6 protein-coding genes are annotated in these 21,067 nt (G+C 58.4%); 1 reads left to right on the top strand and 5 read right to left on the bottom strand.

The window, feature by feature from the left end; genetic code table 11:
- The first annotated feature begins 32 nt into the window (after window positions 1-32).
- Window positions 33-2,990: a CHAT domain-containing protein gene (locus tag CA51_RS09580; RefSeq protein WP_145120013.1), complete on the top strand. Its 2,958-nt coding sequence runs from the start codon at window positions 33-35 to the stop codon at window positions 2,988-2,990.
- Between the two features lie 69 nt (window positions 2,991-3,059).
- Here CA51_RS09580 and aqpZ read toward each other — a convergent pair whose 3' ends face one another.
- The 5 genes from aqpZ to CA51_RS09555 form a co-directional block, all read right to left on the bottom strand.
- Window positions 3,060-3,806 (bottom strand): aquaporin Z, encoded by a 747-nt coding sequence (gene aqpZ, locus CA51_RS09575; RefSeq protein ID WP_145120011.1) that lies wholly within the window; start codon window positions 3,804-3,806, stop codon window positions 3,060-3,062.
- Between the two features lie 231 nt (window positions 3,807-4,037).
- Window positions 4,038-8,969 (bottom strand): Ig-like domain-containing protein, encoded by a 4,932-nt coding sequence (locus CA51_RS09570; RefSeq protein ID WP_145120009.1) that lies wholly within the window; start codon window positions 8,967-8,969, stop codon window positions 4,038-4,040.
- 496 nt (window positions 8,970-9,465) lie between these two features.
- Window positions 9,466-10,950 (bottom strand): BBP7 family outer membrane beta-barrel protein, encoded by a 1,485-nt coding sequence (locus CA51_RS09565; RefSeq protein WP_145120007.1) that lies wholly within the window; start codon window positions 10,948-10,950, stop codon window positions 9,466-9,468.
- A 695-nt stretch (window positions 10,951-11,645) separates the two neighbouring features.
- The gene (locus CA51_RS09560; RefSeq protein WP_145120005.1) at window positions 11,646-14,087 is read right to left on the bottom strand and encodes a diguanylate cyclase; all 2,442 of its coding nucleotides are present in this window, start codon (window positions 14,085-14,087) and stop codon (window positions 11,646-11,648) included.
- Window positions 14,084-20,824, bottom strand: a complete 6,741-nt coding sequence (locus CA51_RS09555; protein ID WP_145120003.1) for a DUF4347 domain-containing protein — start codon at window positions 20,822-20,824, stop codon at window positions 14,084-14,086. The genes CA51_RS09560 and CA51_RS09555 overlap by 4 nt, the downstream gene beginning before the upstream one ends.
- Window positions 20,825-21,067 lie beyond the last annotated feature (243 nt).

Genomic DNA, 21,067 nt, shown 5'->3' with positions numbered 1-21,067 from the left:
GCCTATCAGTGCGGATTCCGAGGAAAATCCCGATGACGACGAACGTGCGACCATGGATCCCCGTTCTCTGCGGCGGCTTGCTGCTGACGATGTTCACCCCCGCACGTGCACAAAACTCGGCGCGGACCTATCCCCCGCAACAATATTACGTCGGCTTGGCGGCGCTCCGCGAAGGAGCCTTGCCCGACGCGGTCGATCTGTTCGAAAGCGCGATACGCAGCGGCCGCACCGATCCATCGGGAAAGTGGATCGATTCGATCCCCGCCTACGCGATGTTGGGAGAATGCAATTATCAGCTGGGGAATCTTCCCCTCGCACACCAGAATTTTGACGCCGCAATCGGTTTGATGCTGCGGCATTCGGGCTGGCTCGAATCGGTCCAATGGCCGCAATCCTTGGCCGGCGTCAAAGCCCCGCTGAACGCCGGATCCTGGGCGTCCAGTGGACGTCGCACGACGCTGGCGAATATCCCCAACACGATGCAGATCATGATGGGCAGTCAGGATGTCGCCGGCCAGATCCAAAGCGGCGGTACGCTGCAGACGGCGCAACTGATGAAAGTCGATGTGACTGAGATCGTCCGCAGCATGGCGTGGGCGGTCTATCGCCGCAGCCAGGTTCTCGGCGGGCTGTCGATCGACGACCCTTTAAACGAAAGCTTGCTCACATCGCTGGGCCGAACGAATCTGCCGGCGGGCCCAGGTCCGGCCTGGATCGACCTGATCCGCGCGATCGCCCTGATCGCCGACAACCAACCTCAACAAGCCGTTGGTCTGGTCGATCGCTCTGCGACGCTACAGGGCGGCTTCGACCATCAGCTGACTCCGATCGCGCTTCTTGTCGGTGCAAATCTGCTGTTGATCAATGGTCAGCCGAAAGCGACAACCCAATACGTCGAAGCCGCTATTTCAGCGTCTGCCTTTGGCCAATACGAGATAGCCGCCGAAGCGATGCGAATCGCCGTCGGCCCGCTAGCCAGCCAAGGCTCGGGCGCATTGACTGGACGAGCCAACGCCGCCGGATTGCAAATGGCTCGCAAGTCGCGGCTGATGGCGGCAACCAGTTATTTGGTGGCGGCTGAATCGGCAGCCAATTCCGGCCAACCGCAAGATGCCCAACGCAGCCTCGCCGACGCGCGATCGATCCTGTCTCGCCGCAACACCGTCCTGCCTCGGCTGGAAGCCTACGCCAATTATTGCTTGGCGCTCACGGCGTTCCAGAAGGGTGACACCAAAGCCGCTGCGGTGGCACTCGACAAAGTCATGGTGTTCGCGCTCAGTGACGCTCCGGCGACCTGCCCCCACACGTACCAATTGACCATCGTGCAGAACGCGATGGCCGGTGGAGGGATCGGCGGCCGGACAGCCGACGAATTGCTGACCGCCCTGTCGAGCGGCCCTTCGTTGGGGCAGTGGTTGATCGATCCCGTCAACGCGTTGTCGGCGACGCGGCCACATCAAGCGGTCGACCAGATGAGGTTTTCGGGCTTGATCCAACGCCGGAAATACGAGGAAGCGTTGCAGGTCGCCGACGAGGTCCTGGGAAACCGCTTCCGCGCCCAACTGCCGCTGTCCGGACGGATGCTCGATGTCCGATGGTTGCTATCGGCTCCCAAAGATCATTTGTCCGCAGCCGCCCTGGAGGTCCGCGACAAACCGACGGCTACCCTGAAAGCGATATCCGCTCTCGCGACGCTGATGTCCGATCATCAAACGACTCTTGCTGGAATGCCATTCGAAGCTGCCGATGCTCCGCAAGCGACGCAACTGCAATCCAACTGGACCGAACTCGCCACGGCGGCCGATCGGGCCGAAACCTTGGTTGGCCAAGCCGCTGTGCAGCGGATGAAACTTCCACGCGTCTTCCCGCCTGCAATTGGCGACAAGAGCATGTGGCCGCAACTGACGCCGGGACACGCGGTGGTGACGTTTTGCCCTGCTGGCCCCGATCTGATCGGCATGCTTTACACCAACGGCAACGTAACCGCTTGGCCGGTCCAGCGGCCTGCGAGCCTGTTGCCACAGATCTCCCAATGGGTCAAAACCCTTGGCGTCGTGCGGCGACGTGGCGGAGCAGCTCAGCTGTCCACGCCCGACCAATGGCAACCGATCGCTCAATCGCTGCGGCAGCAGGTTTTCGCCGGCATCCCGCCAGAAACGCTCACATCGATCAAGCGGCTGGTGATCGTTCCCTATGGAACGCTTTGGTATCTGCCGTTTGAGCTGTTGCCGACGGAAGATCCTAAGGGGCCGATGATGGGCGACGCGATCTCGATCAGCTACGCACCAACCCCCGGCTTGGCACTCAATCCTCCCGCGCTGTCGCAGAACAAGATCCTGACAGGCGCGATTGCCGGCCGCTTTCTGTCGCCGACCGATGCCGAACTCAACGACCAACTGTCGCAAGAACTGATCGACGCAGTCGCGGATACCGAGCGTTTGCCGGGCCAAGCGAACCTGCCCGGAGCCCTGATCGCGCCGCGATTTGGCCGCGTCTGGGTCGCCGCACCGATCAAACCCAACCCAAAAGCTCCTTTATCGGTCAGCCCCTTTGCGTACGATCAATCGAAGCCCGGCGGCGATCTGGCCAGCTGGATCCGCTTCCCATGGGGAGGCCCCGGCGAACTGCTGATGCCAGGTTTTCAATCGGGGATCAGCACCGCAGGAGGAGCCGTCAATGGAGACGAGATGTTCATGATGGCCTGTGGCTTGCAAGCTTCAGGAGCCAAACAGGTGCTGATGTCGCGATGGGCCGTCGGTGGCCAGAGCACCGCGTCGCTATTGCGAGAGTATCTCGGAGAGGTCGAGTTTTCGAGCCCCTTGGACAGCTGGCGGCGAAGCGTCGTGCTGCTGCGAAATCAGGAGCTCGATCCGAGCACCGAGCCGCTGCTCAGCGATGGCGATATCAAAGCGGGACCCGCCAGCGGATCGAATCCGCTGTTCTGGTCGGGTTATCTTATGATCGGGGCAGACATCGAACGTCGCCCTTAAAGCGAAGCCGCGGCGGGTTGCTTCGATCAGCAACCGCGGCAAGTTGTTTCGGGCGACGACCGCGACGGATTAAGCCGCCTCGGTTTCCTCTTTCGCAATCGCCTGATAGATCAACGCACCAAGCACTCCACCAGCGATGGGTGCGAGCCAGAAGAACCACAGCTGAGTCAGCTGCATCCCGCCGACAAACAGCGCTGGACCGGTGCTGCGAGCCGGATTGACCGATAGGTTGGTGACGGGGATCCCGATCAGATGGATCAGGGTCAGCCCCAGCCCGATCGCGAGGGGCGCGAAACCGGCTGGCGCTCGCTTGTCGGTCGCTCCCATGATGATGAACAGGAAGAAGGCGGTTAAGACGATCTCGGCGACCAAGCAGGCGAGCATCGAATAGCCGCCGGGCGAGATTGCCCCAAAGCCGTTGGTCGCAAACGCTCCCGCATCGGCGTTGTTGATGGCGAAGCCCTCTTTTCCCGAAGCGATCATGTACAGCGTCCCGGCTCCGGCGATCGCGCCAAGAACTTGTGCGATCACGTAGGGGATCAGATCAGCCCCCTTGGAACGCCCACCAACGGTCAGCCCCACGGTCACGGCGGGGTTTAGATGGCAACCGGAGATGTGCCCGATCGCGTAGGCCATCGTCAGCACCGTCAAACCGAAGGCTAACGAAACACCAACCAATCCGATGCCGATGTTGATCGGCGTATCGACCTCGGGCGTAATCACCTTGGCGGCCAGCACGGCACTGCCACATCCACCGAAGACCAGCCAAAACGTTCCAAAGAATTCCGCAGCTGAACGGGTACCAATACTAGCCATTTCGCACTCTCACAATGAGGACCTTCCCACAGAAAAGCGATGCACATGATCGCTCGTGCACGCAAGTATATCGCTCGCACAGCATTGCGGAAACAGCCATTTTTATCACCGGGCGCACGAAACAAGGCGTTCCCTTTCGAGAACGCCTTGGTCGTAATTCATCGATGGTTGCAGCTCCAAGAGCTAGCGAACATCGCCGGCAGCGTTAAACGCTGGTGGCAACGGCCGGTCTTAGAGCCCCCATTGTTGAGTGATATCGTCGACGATCGTATCGATCGAATCCTCTTCGTCATCGTTGTCCGACGCGTCGAACCACTGCGATGCCGAACCGGTTTGCGTTGCGGCCGAACCAAATTGCGATGTCTTCTCTTCGCCCAAGCTGGCGAAGAAATCGTCGCTGCCTTGCGTTTCGGGCTCCGAAGCAGCGTTGTTTGCCGCAACGGGAGCTTCACCGCTGGCACCCGAAACACTTTGCGTGTTCAGGGCATTGATCACCAACAACGCGTCGATTGGGGTCACAAATTGATCACCGTTGACGTCGACAAACCGGCGGATCTCGGAGGCCGATTCACCTTCGGCGGCCAGCTGTCCCGAACCACTCGAGTTCAGTTGGTTGATGATGCTCAACGCATCGATTGGCGTCACGTTGCCATCGTCGTTGACGTCGTAGCGATTGACTGGATTCTGGAACTCCGATTCGCCCGATGCAGTCGTCGCGGGCGAAATCGTGATCGATTTGCGGTCGTAACGGATCTGATCGATCGGCACAACCTTCGACGCAGCTTCGAACAACAAAGTGTCTTGGTCGGGCGAGACATCCGCTGGGTCGCCGATGAAGGTAGCGGTACCGGTTGCGGTGGCGACAAATTCGATCGCCATCAAGTCTCGTACTTGGCTGCCCAAGGGAGCTCCCGAGCCATCGCTGTTGGTGGTCTGTGTAGCTCCGACTTCGTTGATAATACCAACGGTACCCGCGGTGCCGCGTTGCACGTTGGTGTAGAACTGGCCGAATTCGACGCTGAAGTCCAGCGTGCTGGTTTGCGTCGCCGAGCGTGGTACCACCGACAGGTTGCTGGCACTGTACAGGATGTCCTGATAGGCCGAGAAGACGCCGGTGTTCAAGAACGCCCCGGTGCGAAGATCGTCGACATTAACCTGCAAGGTCAAGACGTCGCCAACGCGAACGGTTCGCAATTGATTGCCTGCGGCATCGAGAATTGCATTTCCCGAAGCGTCAAAAACCTGGAATGGCAAATCGACCAGATCGTTGGCGTCGACCTGAGCGTCGGTTCCAACAAAGACAGTTACCGTGGCGGTGCTACGGAATCCATCGGGCGACAGAATCGTGTAGGTGAATTGATCGACACCGGTGAAGGCAGCTTGCGGAGTATACAGGATCGTATTTCCGGAAACGCGAGCCGAACCGTGTGCGGGAGTTCCGATTTCGGCGATCGACGAAGCACCGGCACCACCTTGGATGTCGTTACCCAAAACAAGCATCGGCGATTCGATCACGCCTTGAACGACGCGGTAGGAATCATCGACAGCCGTTGGGATCGGCAAGCCGGCAGGGATGATGTTCAACGACGTACCGCCAAACAACTGCCGATTCGTCGGAACCTCTTCCGATGGATCGTTCAAGAAGACAACGTCGCTGCGGATGGCATCGGCGGGGTCGGTCTGGAAGAGAGCGGTTCCCGGGCCGATCGCTCGCATCGTCAGTGTGAACAAGACGGCGGGACCGGAGTGGACCTGTTGGTTTCCGATCGATGCCTGCGATCCACCGACTTCGTTGATCACGTTGGGATCCAACGCGTCGCCGGTGTTCAATTGGTTGAACAACGGGCCGTAGGTGATGTCAAACGATGAGGTGTTGCCAGGATCGGTTGGAGCAACGGTGGTGACCAGTTTGCTGTACAACAGATCGACATAAGCAGCGGCCAGTCCCTGTTCCAGGACCGAAGCACCGGCGCGGATGTCGTCGACAAGCACCTGAACTTGGAACTCGTCGCCAACGTTGATCGCAGTGACCGCGTTGCCGCTGAGATCGAGCGTGCGAACCGAATATTCAACTTCGTTGGCAAGCGAATTTGGATTGATCTGGACCGTTACGGTCGCGGTGTCCGAGAAGCCCGAACTGTCGCGAACGGTGTAGGTGAACTGTTCGGTGCCCGTGAATCCAGGAGCCGGCAGGTAGGAGATCGATTGCGAGTTGAAGTTGACGGTGCCGCCAAAATCGGTGGTTCCGACGCTCACGATCTGCAAGCCGCCTTGGTTGCTCGCCGAATCGTTCGACAGAACCGATAGCGAGGTCGACGTGCTCAAGTTCCCAGGAACTCGGAACAGATCGTCGACGGCAACCGGAGCATCGTTCAAAGGAACGACATTAACCGTGACTGTTGTGGTCGAGGATAGCCCCGAGTCGGTGACGACGGTGTATTCGAAAGTGTCTTCGCCGGTGAAACCGCTGCGTGGAGTGTAGACGACCGATTGGCCGCCGGTGCCGATGTTCAGCGTGCCGGTTGTCCCAACAAGCGGATCGACACGGGCCACGCGAATCGAACTGTCGAACATCGAATCGTTCGCCAACACGCGAAGATCTGCATTGAGCGAGTTGCGGGTGACGGTGAAGTCCTGCACCGCTGGATGCGTCAGATCGTCGTAGCGATCGGGTTGAGCCAGAGCGGTTGTCGTTTGCACGGTGAAGACATAATCTTCGACTTCACCCGCGGTCGAGAATCCGGTCGTCCCCAGGTTCAATTCGGGTCCATAACGGAAGCGAGCATATTTCGCTCCTTCAGTCGTTCCCGCGGGAACCGCGATGTCCGTGGTCAGGACCTGCGTTCCGTTGATCAGCGTTTGGTTTTTGAACACCTGTTCGCTGGAACTGAAGACACCGTCGTTATTGAAATCGATCCAGCCTTGCAGATAAGCCGTTTGCCCAGCGTTGCGGGCCGTCACAGCAAAATCGACAGTCGCTCCAGGAGCCATAGCCGAGACAGGGACGATGCCGTCTTCGTCATCGCTGCCATTGTTGTCGTCGCCATCGGCGCCGGTCGATGGAACGCCGTCGGCTTCGATGTCGGTCAACGCTCCCAGCCCCAGCGTGCTGCTGAAGCCGTGGCTTGCACCGTCGGCACTCAAGAGAGTTCCGTACCGTGCGGGCAGATCGCCAAAGTCGCGAGCGGCTTGGTTACCGAAGTTCAAGTTCTGGTTAGGAACGATTTGCGTGCCGTCGAACACCACGATGTGTTCACCCGAAGCCGGGAAGACCTGGCGGAAACCAGGCTGCACAACTTCGCGAACGGTGTAGGTATCCGCTCCGGGGAAATCGAGGCTGTAGGTACCGTCGGCCGCTGTGATCGCTTGGGGTTCAAACAGATCCAATCGATCATCGCCATCGATGTCGACGTAGATGTAAACGCCCCCGATGCCAGGTTCGCCGGCATCGCGAACACCATTGCCGTTGATGTCGTTCCACTTCACGCCGGTGACGTCGAAGTCAACCTTCTTAAATCCGAAGCTTGGCCCGGTGAGAGCTCCGCTGCCGGTTGTCGTCGACACCGAGGTCGGTGTTGTAGCGGCGTAACCACTTGGAACCTGAGCGATGATGTTGAACGTTCCCGCCGCGGCGGAGAGTGCGTAATTTCCGTTGGCGTCGGTGACCGATCGCGGTTCACCCGAATCGAGGACGCCATCGCTGTCGAGATCGCCGAAGACAGTCACGCCAGCCAATCCGAGATCGGATGTGCTGCGGCCATCGCCGTTGGAGTCGCGGAAGACAAATCCGCTGATCGATCCGCCGGCGGTTCCAGTCCCCAGACTGTAGGCCAATGCGTTGATCGAATCCTGCACGCCAAACGTGTCGAGTTCACCGGCTGTATAAGAATCGGTACCAAAATCGGTGTCGACATCGTCGACGGTGCCAAAGATTCCGTCGGGACCAACGCCTAGCAAACCGGGAAGATTGCCCCCGGTATCCATGATCTGATCGCTGGCGTTTCCATTGTTGGTGTGGCGAAGACCGAAGAAGTGCCCCGATTCGTGAGCCGCGACAAGTCCGATCGCTTTGCCAAGCATATCGACGGTCGAAACGCTGATCGAATGCGGAACGGCAAAGACGTCGCCGACGTTGGTCAGACCAAAGAACTCTTCGGCAAAGATGAACGCCGTCTCTTCGGTGTCAAAGTTTCCGACGTCCAAGCTCGACGCGATACCAAAGGCACCCGCGATATTGATGTCGGCTCCAGCACCCGTCATCATCAAGCGGCTGACGTTGGGCAGGCCCCAAGGATCTTCGTGGTCGCGGCTGTTTAGAATTTCCAGCTTGTATTGGCCGGGGATGCCAGTCGCATCGTAATCGCCGTTGGCACCAAACGTCGCGACATCGCCATAGTTCTCTTCCATCTCGGCGATGATCACGTCGATCAAACGATCTTCGTTGGTGACTTCGAAGCCGAGATCAAACAGCGATTCGGCCAGCGAAGGCAAGCGAACCGAACCAAATTGGGTGTCGTCGAGATCGTTGAGATCGACAAATCCACCATCGAAATCAAGGAACAGAACCTGATGGGTTCCGATCGGTTCCGCTTCCAAAGGCGAACGGAGCGTTTGGAACTCCATCTGGTAGGAACCGATAGGCGTGATGTTCGGGTTGGCCCCCGAGTTGCCCGTGCCGACGCGGAAGCTGTACGTTCCGGTCTCGGTAATCACGTAATTGAAGTAGACATCGCCGCCGGTCAGTACGGGAGACGAAGCGGGAACAAGCGGTTGCCCCGCGAGACTCAGGTCGCCGATCGAGTTATTGCCGCGGACTTCGGTCGACGACGTCCCCGACGCGTTAACCTTGCCTAAGCTGATGTCCAGATCGTTGAACGACGTGTTGGTGCCGCCGACGGTGATTCGACTGCTGAACACATCGCCCGCGGTCAGGTCGAATTTATAGTAGTCCGGCGATCCAGAATCGAAGGTCGCCGAAACTGTCACCTCGGGCGTTTTGCCCGGTGCCGTCCCCAGGTTCAGAACCTGCGCGTCGCGAACAAAATTGTTCGGCTCCAGTTCGGAAACGATCACGGGAGCTAGCAACCGACGATCTTCAAGCGACTCACATTGAATCAGCCGCCGACGCAGTTGCTTGCGATTTTTATCCGAACGACGTCGCATTGCCTGACTCCAAAATGCCTTTTTTGCCTTCACGGACAAAACCTCGAGCGTATCAAACGTTTTTGTTTACGGATGCGGATCGCATCGCACGGATGGTCAACAACCAAAGTTATTCAAAATCACGGATCAACGATCCGGTGGGGGCATCGAAACCAAAAGGTTTCATGTGATTGACAAGAAGATGTTTATTCACGTGGATTTCGATGAGCCGGGAACTTGATTCTAATTCGGCCCTATCAGCTGTCAACAAAACGCATGGTTTACGACGCGGCGGCTTGTACGTTAGTTCCAATCGATCCGAATTTTCGGATTCCCAGCCCGCACGATTTTCCGAATTTGCTGTCAAACACAACGATTTGCCTACGATAAAGAATCTCTCGCCGCGACCGTCAAGCGTCGCTGCCGACCGACCAAACGAAAAAACGCCCAGGAAATTCCTGGGCGTTCATTAATAATGTAAGTCGGTTTTCGGCGTTTGCCGTCGGCTAGTCGATTTTTACCAGAGGTATTCCAAGCCGACCGAGAAGCCTTGCATCGTCAGCGAATCGTCGATGTTGATGCTGACGTCGCGAGCCGTGTTGGTATTAAACAACCGGTTGGCTTGCGAAGTGTTGACATTGCCCGCTCCCAACGCCACACCATCGATTCCGATGAACCAATACGCGGCGGTGAAGGTCCAGGAGTAGCTCAGGCGGTAGGCCATTCGGACCTGCAATTCGCTCATCAACGCGGTCGTCGAATCGGAGGCTTGTTCGTCGCGATTCATCAGAGTTCGGGTTGGAACACCGCCGACGAGAGTCTCGCCGCTGTAGAACAAGTGAGTATCCTGTTCGGCACGGTTCCCGAAGATCGCTCCCTTCCAGCCGACGCCGAAGTTGATGCCCGGGTGAACGTTCCACCACAAGTCACCGCCCAATTGAGCTCCCACCAACGCGTTTCGCGTTTGCGTGGTACTGTTCAGGAATTCCGAGGTGGCTGTGGAGAAGTTCAGTTCGTTGCGAGTTGCAAAGGTAAGCGATTCGTCGAGATCGAAGTAGCGGAAACCAAGCAACCACGAACCTTGGAAGCGGCAGTAGGGACCGACCCAGCGGCGGCGATAGTTCGCTTCACCACTGTGGATGTCGGACGAATAACGCAGCGAATGAACCGCCGATTGATCGGTTTCGTTGTAGCCACCGGGCGGCGCGACGCCAAAGTCGCTGAACGCCGAGTAGAGGCTATTGGTCGGATCGACAACTTCCTGATTGTGCGAGAAGTGGTTGGTTCCGAAGTAGGTAGCTTCCAGATTTCCACCGGCTCCAAACATCATGCTGGCTGTCAAACGGAAACCTGCCCCCAGGTTGTCCGACTCCGCATCGTCGGTGCTCATCAAGATGTTGGTCGCCCCCACACCGCTGCTGGTTAAAGCTTGGTTTGCGGACGATCCGTTCATCGACAGAAAGATCGCTTCGGCTTGGAAATCGTACCATCGCTGAGCACACAGGCCAGCTTCGGTGTAGGGAGCCAACATCCCCAGGCAGCCGAGCATATTTGCTGCGTTGCTTGGAGCTTGGCAGACGCTACAGCCCGATCCGCGACAGAATAAACACAGGTTTTGCAGGCCATTGAGGCTGCCTCCCTGGCAGATCTGCCCCAGCAAGCCGCCTGGGCCGCAACCGGTGCATCCACACCCGCCGCCGCCACAACTGCCGCCGCCGTTTCCACAGCCACAGTAGCCATCGCAGGCTGAGTCACATGAACCGCCCCCTAAAGGACTACAGAAGCCGACCTGAGCGACGGCGCCGGGCGGCATCTCTCCTGTCGGTGCATACATCGCCTGTGAAACACCCGGCGGCATATTTTCAGGGACCATAAAACTGGTTTGAGACACCATCGGAGGATAGCCCTGCATCGATGGCATCTGCCCTTGAGTCGTCGTGGCAAGCAGTCCCCATATGAGACCTAAGCACAACCCTGTTGTCGTCAACGCTCGAATTTGCATCGCGTGATTCTCCGCAGCTTCCAGGCTGCATGCCTCGTCCGGGGTTCCGGGGGTGCAAAGGATCACCGCGCACAATACGAACACGCATTGTGTTGAACGCACCCCCCGTTCTCATTGCAGCCCCACAGCCGTTCGTTCCGAATTGGATCGACGGAAGAACGCGCCGTTGCATTCGTTGGGACCACTTCCACCCGACTTATCGGCACAATTGGCCTTGCGTATTCGCATATTCCGGTCGCTAGGCTCAGGAAAAGTTGAACGATTCCATCGACGCTAGCAACCCATGCGGGTGCGTAACGAGACCCGTTCGGCTACCAAAGAGATAACCGAGCGCGTTAACATGAGAAACGGCACGCCTTGAAAGAGACAGCGGTGCCGAGTTATTCAGAAGGGCATGCGCCCATGCAAACCGAGATTTCTACTTCTTGCGATGGCGGATTTTCGCGCGCATACGCCGTTTCTTTCGACCCACTTTGCGACGACCCTTACCTGTTTTCTTCGTTCCCAATTCTTGGCTCCAACAAAACGGAATGCGGACAAATGTTCTAAACGGATCGTTAATGTAACCGGAAATGCCCCGCAGGCAAAGGGAACTGTGACCGCTCCCCATGGAAAACTATCGCGAACTCTCTGCCGATGCGATCGCCAATCGGCATGATCGCTGCGATCATGCCCCGCCAATGGGCAATTACGCCCTATCCGCTGACTGGTGGCAGCGAAGCGGCGTTGCAGTCGACCGGGTCGGCGGCGATTTTCGATCGCATCGAACGACATACGGTCAGCAGCTCAAACGACTGTTGGACCAATCGCTCCAGCTGCTCGTCCTCGCTGGCGATCTGGATCGCATCGGTCGCCGCTTGTGCAAGCGAATCGACTTCGGAGTGTTCGGCGGTCAACCGCAACCGTTCGGCGAGCGCGACAAACGTTTTGCGGTCCCCTGCATCGGCCGCTTCGACCAAACATTCCACCTGTTCGCCAATCGACAACAGCAGTTCCGATGGCAGCGCTTCCTCCGAAGCGACAGGTAGCGTCCAACCGCCGGCCGACATCACGTCGACAAACGTTTCAACCAATTGCGGATCGAATTGGGAACCGGCACAGCGGCGCAGTTCCGCAACCGCATCGGCTACCGGCATCCCCTTGCGATAGGGACGATCCGATATCATCGCATCGAAGGAATCGACGATGGTCAAGATCCGCGCTCCAATGGGAAGGTCTTCGCCCACCGGCGCATTGGGAAGCGCCCCGCTGCCGTCGAAGCGAACGTGGTGGAACCGAACGATATCGGTTAGCCGAGGGTGCTTGAACGACTTGTTGATGATTTCGACTCCGATCCGGTCGTGCTTCTCCATCTGCCGCCATTCCTCTTTCGTCAGCGGGCCCGGCTTCAACAGGATCGCATCGGGAACGCCGATCTTGCCGATGTCGTGCAACAACGCCGCGATCTCGACGATGTAAACGTCGCTGGGACCAAGCACGCGTTGGGCCAGCAACGCGGCGTAGTTGGAAACGCGGATCGAGTGCTGAGCGGTCTGGTTGTCGCGGTACGACATCGCCGACAGCAGAGCCGATACGGCGGGGAAGGGGATCGCCGGCGGTGTCGCTGTTTCTTCTGGTGTCTGCTTTTCGCGGCTGATCTTCGACTCGTCGACAACCAGGTCCGCCGGGACGGTGTCGAAGCGGACGACCTGATTGCGACCATTGCGTTTGGCGACGTACAAACATTTGTCGGCTTGATCCAACATTCCCTGTGGATCGTCGGCCCCCAGTTCGAAGCCCGACAGCCCCAGGCTGGCGGTGATCGAAAACTCGGGAAACTGCAGTTCGCTCATTCCGATCCGAATCCGTTCGGCCGCCGCTTCGGCTTCCTCCAACGTCGCCCCAGGCATCAATACGCTGAACTCTTCGCCTCCATAACGGCAGACGACATCGGTTTCACTCGCCAGAGAATTTAGCAGCGCGCCGGTTTGCCGCAGCACCTCATCTCCCATGCTGTGACCGTAGTTATCGTTGATCGGTTTGAAGAAATCGATATCGACCATCATCGCGCACAGCGGCACGCCGTCGGTCTTGGCCCGGTTCCAGTGTTCGTCGAACAGTTCGAAAAACGTCCGCCGGTTCAAACAAGTGGTCAACGGATCGCGCGTCGCCAGATAACGTAATTCCTTGTTCTGGATGCTGATCTCTTGTTTGGACCGATGCAGATCCTCTAGCGTCAGCGCCAACTGGGCCCGTTTGCGTTCCAAAGGCGTCACGTCGGCAAACGCCGCCATCAGTCCTTGGTAGTTCCCCGCATCGTCCATCACGGGCGTCACATTGACCGAGAAGTTCGCGATCACATTGCCTGCACCATCGATCAATCTTGTCGTCACGCCACGCAGATCCGATTCGCCGCGGGCCTCGCGCCACAGCGACGCGATGCCACGTTTCCCCTCGTCGGTCGATTCGAACGGCAGTTCCGAAAACTTAATCCCCAGCAAAGAATCGACGGGAACCTTCAGGTGCCTGGCAAACGCATCGTTGGAGAGCACGATCCTGTCCTCGGCGTCCAACAACACGACTCCTTCGGCAAAGCTGTCGAGAGTCTGCCGGACGCGATTCGGTACAACTCGCTGGGGATCTAAAAAACGGAGGATGCGATTCAAGTGAAAGTAGCAAACCAGGGTCAGCAGCGGCACCAACAGCGCCAACATCTTTATCAACGAACCGCTGACATAGCGATTGATGCCCGCATATAGCGGCGTGAATTGCAGTTCCAACGCTCCCCAACGTCCCTTGTTCGCATCGATCGCGACGACATAACAACCATCGTCCTGGTTGCTCACACCCTGTTGCCAGTTGCGTTCGTGATCGCCCGTCTGCGCCACCAAGCCGCCGCTGTTGTAACGCAGCCCGGTCGAAACAACATCGTCGTAGCGATCTGCGAACAACTGCAGCTGAGTTTCTACCTGCTCGAACTCCCGTTTGCTGACCAAAAACGTCACGCTCGTCGCCAACGCCTCGCAAAGATCGATGCGTCCTTTGGATCGCAGCTTGCGTTCATCGGGAATCAGGTCGGCGAGGTTCGCCAACAAAATCGCCGACACGCATAACAGCACGATGCTTGCGGTCAACTTGGTCTTCGTGCTGATTTTCATATTTTCGCCTCGCCCGTGGCGTGACTGTTTTGAGTAATAATGCCAGCGATCGAAAGATCGTCATCGTCTTTCAACACGGTTCCATCCTGCACGATGTAAATGGGGTCGAACCGAGTCCAGGCGGGAGTGGTGACGGTCATCAAGCCGACCAGCGCGGTCGAATTGACAACCCACAGAGCGACCCCGACGCTGGCTCCGGCAAACAAACAGCTTGCCGTTCCAGCGACGAACTGCAGCGTCGCGTCGTCGTCGGCAACCTGATCGGCAAACCGATCCAACGCCCCGGTCAACGACGCGGGGTTGAAGTCGAACGTTTCGTAAATCCCTAACCGATCGCCAGTGGCGAGGTTCATCAGTTGCATTTCCCGCAGAGCATGCCCGACCAGAAAGCGGTTTGCCGGCAGCAGGTTGCCGTGGAAGTGCACCTCGCTTTCCAGCGAGTCTTCGGCGGCGTCCAGCGATAGAACTGCGGGTTCGGATCCTACAGGCAACTGAAATGCACGCGACCTCAAATCGTTGGCTTCATCGACCGCCGGCGGTGACGTCAAAGTCCCGTCGCCGACAGCGCCACCATCATCGGTCTCCGCTCCAGCCCCTTCGGTTGGCTCGGTTGACTCATCGCCGTTGGCCCCTGCCGTTCCCACGCCGGTTCCATCAGGCGATTTAGGGTCTCCGGTCAACAAGCCGCCGACAGGCTCCGCCACATCCTCCAGCTCAATCACCAGCGTCTGCGAACTGGTGCTGCCATCGGAACCGCGTGCTAAAACGACTACGCTGTGACGTGCACTCGCTTCGAAATCGAGCACCGCCCCAGCGGCGACGCTGATTTCTCCGCTCGCCGCATCGATCTCAAATCGCCCGCCAGCATCGTTGGACAACGAGAAGACGATCGTGTTGTCGGTGGCGTCCAGATCCAATGCGGCGGCGGTGATACCGACCAACGTCCCACCGGCTGCATTTTCTTCGACACGATTGGCCGCGGGATCGATGTCGGCGATCGCCCCGACATCAAATTCATCGACGTCGATGATGGCGATCGCGACATCCAGTGTTTGATACGAACCGTCGCTGCTGGTCGCGCGGATCGTGATGCTGCGGCTGGCACCATCGCTCTCGCGATCGATCGGCCCCGCAACGCGGACGACGCCGCTGAAGGTATCGATTTCAAACCGCCCGCCATCGTCGTCGTCCAAACGATAACGAACCGTGTCCAACAGATCGGCGTCCTCCGCATCCGCCAGGACACCGATCTCGGTGCCAATCGCAGCGTTTTCCAGAACGAGGTCAAGCGACCCGTCGCGATCGGTGATCGCCGAGGTCGCGTGATCGTTGATCGGCAAGATCGTGAAGACAAACTGCCCCAGCGATGGCAGCACGCCATCGGCTCCACCGTCGGACAACAGGAACTCAAACACATCGACAAGCGTCTCGCTGCCATCATGGCTGTAGGACAGCAACCCCGCAGCGATGTCGGCTTGCGTGAACGTGTCCATCAGTTGCAGTTCGCCAAATCCAAGCAGCGTCAGGGTGCCGTGCTGCGTCGCGGTGGTCACTGTATAGACCAACCCTTCATCGGGATTGTCGACGTCGCTACTGGCGAGCATCGAGACCAAGACCGAACTCCCCAACACGCCCTCGTCGACCGTGGCACCGAGATTGGTGATGATTTGCGGTGCATCGTTGACCGCCTCGACATCGACCGCGATGGTCCCCAAGTCGACAGAAACAATTCCGCCGCCTCCCATCCCGCCGAGATCGACCAACGCGATCTGAATTGCATCGACGTTGATCCCTCCGGCGTCTCTTGCTGCAGTGAATTGAACGCGCGACAGGTCTCCGAGAAACGCGTTTAAATCGGCGGCGGTTCCGGTCAAAGAAATCGATGTCTCGCCGCTGCCGGCAACTGTCACACCCGCTCCAGAAACCGCCGACAAGGTTCCGGCGGATTGAGTCGACAGCGTAAGGGTAAGTTCATCCGCCGCCGAATCGATATCGGTCAGCAACAGAGTGCTTAGGTCGACGTCGATGCTGGTATCTTCCCAGCCAAAAAGCACACCGGGCAGGCTGCCGAGATTCAGCGGAGCGTCGTTGACGGCTTCGACTTCGATGTTTGTTTGATAGGCCGCCTTATCGGGCACTTGTCCCGATACCCAAGCAAACAGGTTGGCAACCAGAACATCGTTGGCGGTCGCGATCGAACCATCGCCGGTCATCCCTGTCCGAAAGATGCCTTCGTCGGCGGAGAAGACAATCCATCCCGCACCATGCTGGCGCACAACGATTGTCGGTTCCCCCGTTCCCGAATCGCTCACCAACACCTGGTCGCCATCCGCAAGGCTGTTGGTGTCGAAGTAGCCAATCGCTCCGGAAGCTTGGATCGGCACGCCGATACTGCTAACGTCACCAAATGGTCCGTCGATGATTGGATGCGTGGCGTCGTTGACGTACCAATTAGCACTGCCAACGCCGGCGATCGGCATGCCAAAATATTCGCTCAGGCTGTCGAACGAGGACGTGTCGCTGTTGGCAATCAACAGCCCGCCAGCCTGAATCCATGTGTCCAACGCTCCCAGCTCGCTGGGCGTCCACTCCGCATCGCCAACATGACCGTTAAACAACACACCTCCCTCAGCCAGGTAGTCGGCGTCGATCGTCGGCGATGCGGGAACAACCGAAACGTTGACCTCCGCGATCCCGGATGGACCAAAGTTTGTCGGGTTGGCCAAGATCGCGTCGGTCGGTGCAAGCCATCCGCTACCGGGCGTCAAGTCATCGGGTTCCCCTACCAGCACCCTCAGCAACGTCGTGCTGGAATGGACCTCGTATTCAAACGAAGCGTACAACGCGCCATTGGCATCGGGTTCGGGAACAAATTCCATCAGCCCCGCGGCTAGATCAGCTTGTGTGATCTGTTCCCCCAACACAACCGCGCTCCCCGCAAGGGTCAGCGTTCCCTCATCGGGCAATCGCGTGATCTTAATCGTCGCGTTACCGTCGACGACGAGGTTGGTGTGGTCGAAGTCGGCGATCGCGAAGGTATAGGGGACGTCTTCAAGCGTGCTCACCAAGCGATCTTCGGGAGGAGCTTGCACAACCGAAACGGTGACCGCGATGGTGGAACTAACCGGATCGCCGCCGTTGGCTGTCCCGTCGCCATCATCGAACACGATTTCAATCTGGCGGCTACCCAACGAAGCGGAGGTCGACTGGAAGCTCAACGACTGCAAAACCGTTTCGACCTCAACCGACGTTGCCGTTCCAGCAAAGGTCAACTCCAGCCCCTGGTTCGACGTTCCCGATAGCGTTGCCACCACGATACCGTCGACCGAAAGCGTCGATCCGTCGGTGATTCCCGCCGACAGCGACACAGTTCCCGAGGTATCGAACCCTAACAGATCGCTCGCCGTGAATCCAATTCCCTGGACCGACAACACAGCACCGCTGAAATCTGCGGCACCGTCGGGATCGTGCAGAGTCGCATTCCCCAGAGCGTCCAGTCGCGTCGGCGTGCCGTTGTTATCAGCCGACACCGATCCGCCGTCGAGCCCCATGATCTGCGGCGATTCGTTGACGTTCAGGACTCCGACCGTGAAGGTTTGCGTTTCGAACGATCCGTCGCTGGAGGTCGCTCGAACCAGCAGATCGTGAGACGAAGCGACTTCAAAATCGATCAAGCTGCCATCGGCGACGGTGATCTCTCCCGTCGCCGAATCGATCTCAAAACGCCCTCCCGCATCGTCGTCCAATCGGTACGTTACCGTATCCCCGATATCGGCGTCGCTGGCGAACGCGGTGATGCCGACGGGAGTCCCCGCGGCGGCGGCTTCGTAAACCAACGCGGCGCTAGCATCGCCGTCGACGATCGTGGTGACGGAGTTGTCGTTGACCAGCGTGATCGACCAATGAAAGCTAGATGCCGTGTCGCTGCCGGCGCCATCGTCGACGGTGAACGTGAAATGATCGGCTGTGGTTTCGCTGTCATCGTGGTCGTAATGGATCCAGCCCGCATCGATATCAGCCTGCGAGAAGGTGCCGCCAGCACCGATCGCCACGCCGCTGCGGTACAGCGTTCCGTGTTCGACATCGGCTACGATCGTGTAGATTAATTCCGCCGCGGAATGATCGACGTCGGTAGTTTCCAGCAACAGTCGAGTGATCGAATTGCCACCCGATCCCTCGGTGATCGTACCGACAGCGTTGGTGGCCAGAACTTGTTCGTCGTTGACGGCAGTCAGAGTCACCGTCGATACGATCTCGACAACACGGTCGTCGTCTCCACCATCGCCGGTGCCACCATCGTCCTGGATATAGATCAATGCGATCGCTCGCGTTGCGCCGCGAGGCGTTTCGCTGAGGTTCTCGTACCGCAATCCATCGACCAACTGTTCTCCGTCGGCCGCCGTAAATCCACCCGCCTTGGAAATCGTCACTTGAGCCGTTCCGCCGATCACACTCACCGCGACGTCGTATCCGTTGGCTAGCGTGGTCGCGTTGCCCCCATCGATCAAGACGATGCTTTCGCCATCGACGTGCAAGAGTTCCCGATCGCCATTCTGCAGTCCGTCGACGGAAAAATGCAGGCTGCTGACACGGTCTCCCGTATCGATCGGATCGATGGCTGTCGATCCGAAGATCTCGACCGCCGCTCCGTTTTCAACAAAGTTGGAATCCGAGGCGATCGTCGTCACCGTAGGGGCTTCATGGATGTCGTTGACATCGATCGTCAGCAGTTCCTCGGTATACAATCCCTCCGAATCGGTAGCTCGCACCGTGACCGTGTAAGTCGACTGGCTTTCGAAATCCAAAATCCCGTCGGTCAGGATCAATTGATCGCTGCCACCGATCGTGAACTTCGCTTGATCGGCGCCGCCGACAATCGAATAGGTTGCCGTATCGCCCACATCGGGATCGGTCGATGTCAGCGTCGCCACGGTGTATCCGCTCGATGTGTCGATATTTTCGTCGACCGCCACGCTGTTGGGTGCGATATCGGTTGGTGCCGAACTGGAGTTGAACAGCGCGATCGCATCGAGACTCTCGGAGATCGAATCGAGGAACATATCGCTGCCATCAAAAAACAGAGCGGCCGTCGCCACGGCGCCGTCTACTCCGGCAACCAGCGTCGTCTGCGAAACGTCCAAGACAAAGATGTCCTGCCGCATCGTCGCCAACCCGTTTTGCCCCACCGTCCCCTCGCCGAAAGTCGTCATCAGGATCTGACCGGAAGTGAGCTCGAACCCGCCAACTTGCGTGTCGGTTTCGATCAGTTCGATCCCGTAGATCGCGTTGTCGATCGCGACGTTGGAATCGCGAACATCCATCAACACGCTGACGGTTCCCGAGGTGTTGGCACCGACATCCTCGGTCTGATACAGCTTGATCTGTTTGCCGGAGAGACTGCTGACAAACAGAAAATCTCCCGCGTTGACGGTGTAATCGCCGATCAGTGTCTCGTGTTCGATCAGCGTGATGCCTTGCAGTGGTCCGCCGACCAAATCGTCTAACACGATCGTAAACGTTCCGCTGCTGTAATCTCCCGGCGTTGTTGGGGAAAAGAGCACGAGGTCGTGTTCGTTGACATGCACTGAATTCAGACTGGTCAACGTCACCGATCCCTCGGTCGAAAACAGCAGATCTCCCGCTTTCAGATCGATCCCCGCATGAAAGGTTCCTCCCACGGTCTGGTCGCTTCCAACGACATGCAGCGCGTTGAGCGTCGCTTTCGCACTGCTGAACGCATTCAGGTTCAACCGAATGTCGACCGAACCGCCAGAGTCGTCGCCAAATCGGACTCCCGGATCGACCAACTCCAAAAACTCGCTCTCGTCGACAAACAGATTGCCGCCAAAGCCCGAAGCGTTGTCGTCGTCTTTGGTCGACAACCAGATCGATCCGCCCGAGGGAGAGGAGGCATCGAGCGTATGTTGCCATTGAGCCTGGGCCATCGCCGACAACGCGACCTCGGATTCGATCGCCCCGTCGCGATACTCCAAATCCCAGTCGCCGCCAAGTTCGCGGCTTCCCGTAGCGTCATCGCTAGCCGCGACGTCACAATTGCACAGCGCGGCGATCGACGCCAGCAAGTCCTGCCCGGCGGTACTGCTGGCCAAGTCACAACCGTAGATCATCAGATCCGCATCGACATCCAACGCTCCCGCCCAACCAGCGATCTGCCCCGCATAAGCCGCCGCCGACAGCGAATCGAGCCGCGTGGCCCCCAACTGAATTCCCAGGCCGTCGCCGTGACTTATTATATGAACCGCATCGATCCCCGATCGACGATCCAGATGCTCGCTGATCCGATCGACTCCGTCCTCGCCAGCATCTAACAACACGACCTCGATGTCGCGGTCGGGATCATCCGAAAACAGATCCGCCAACAATGTGTCCAAATCTTCGACCGACGAATCGATAAACACGATCTCGTTTCGGACCGTCGGATCGACCGACGCATCGGCGAGCGTCCCGACATCGAACGTAACCACGTCCTCCCCCAAATCGCTGGTCTCAGCCGTCGCGGAAAAATCTTCGGGACTCGCTGAAACGTCAAACGAATCGCCAGCATCTCCTCCGTGATCGGCCTGCACCTGTGCGGGATCGCCCATCGGCACCGCGCTGTAGAGGATCCGATCCTCCAACCGCATCGCATCGATCAGCGGCGACGCACCATGATCCACATCCGACACCGATTGGGTCCGCAAGCGTTGATCCAGATTGGCAAGAAGTCTTTTAAGCACGTGAACGCCCCAATTCGCACAGCCTGCGATCGCCCACCGCGCGCAATCTTGGCCGTTAAAACGTAGCCCGCGGTATCGAACCGCGGCTGACACTCGGCCTGTTCCACTGCCGTTTTTTCAGGATATGGCTTGCCTCAAAAGGAAGGGGTGCGATTAAGGCGATCGTTCTCGCCGAGCCGATTCTTAGGAATGTCACATTTACCTCAGTTGAAGTAGTTCGACCGACGATAAAGAGGGAACATG

The sequence above is a fragment of the Rosistilla oblonga genome (assembly GCF_007751715.1).
In the GTDB taxonomy this organism is placed as follows: Bacteria; Planctomycetota; Planctomycetia; order Pirellulales; family Pirellulaceae; genus Rosistilla; species Rosistilla oblonga.
The sequence above is the reverse complement of the archived record's forward strand: the minus strand, read 5'-3'. Positions and strand labels throughout refer to the sequence as shown.

Excerpts from the sequence above, each read along its gene's own strand:
- aqpZ (WP_145120011.1), bottom strand. The coding sequence starts at position 3,806 with ATGGCTAGTATTGGTACCCGTTCAGCTGCGGAATTCTTTGGAACGTTT.
- CA51_RS09560 (WP_145120005.1), bottom strand. The coding sequence starts at position 14,087 with ATGAAAATCAGCACGAAGACCAAGTTGACCGCAAGCATCGTGCTGTTA.
- CA51_RS09580 (WP_145120013.1), top strand. The coding sequence starts at position 33 with ATGACGACGAACGTGCGACCATGGATCCCCGTTCTCTGCGGCGGCTTG.
- CA51_RS09570 (WP_145120009.1), bottom strand. The coding sequence starts at position 8,969 with ATGCGACGTCGTTCGGATAAAAATCGCAAGCAACTGCGTCGGCGGCTG.
- CA51_RS09565 (WP_145120007.1), bottom strand. The coding sequence starts at position 10,950 with ATGCAAATTCGAGCGTTGACGACAACAGGGTTGTGCTTAGGTCTCATA.